General features: G+C 49.6%; 1 protein-coding gene. It reads left to right on the top strand.

All coding sequences use genetic code 11. The annotated features are described in order from the left end of the window. Nucleotides 1-149: 149 nt before the first annotated feature. On the top strand, nt 150-583 hold a 434-nt coding region (locus ACTXGO_RS16600), incomplete at its 3' end, for an aminotransferase class V-fold PLP-dependent enzyme (protein ID WP_443575209.1).

Raw genomic sequence — 583 nt, 5'->3', positions numbered from 1 at the left:
AAGACTCTTGCATTACATTCGCATGAAACCCTGCCTATACAACTATTGTGTCACCTTTATACACATATACAAGGACGCCAATCAGGTCTTTACAAAACCCTATTTTTATCCCTGGCCCTACCAATATTCCAGAAAGACTCCGCCACGCGATGAACGTGCCGACCCAAGATCACCGTGCCCCTGACTTTTCAAATACCTTTTTGCCAGTACTTCAAGATGCCAAAAAAGTATTTGGTACCAGTGAGGGCGAAGTGCTTTTATTCACCTCAAGCGGCACAGGTGGCTGGGAAGCGGCTATCAGCAACACCTTGTTCCCTGGTGATAAAGTACTGATTGCCCGCTACGGTATGTTCTCGCATCGCTGGATTGATATGTGTCAGCGTCATGGCCTCGATGTACAAGTGATCGAATGCGAATGGGGCGACGGCGCACCTGCTGATGAGTTTCAGACCATATTGGCAGCGGACACCAATCATGAGATCAAAGCTTTGATGGTGACCCATAACGAGACCGCAACTGGCGTGCTAAGCGATATTGGTGCGGTACGCACGGCGATCGATAGCGCCGATCACCCTGCCCTGTT

The sequence above is a fragment of the Psychrobacter sp. T6-1 genome, from assembly GCF_052258445.1.
This window is presented reverse-complemented; position numbering and strand designations above follow the sequence as displayed.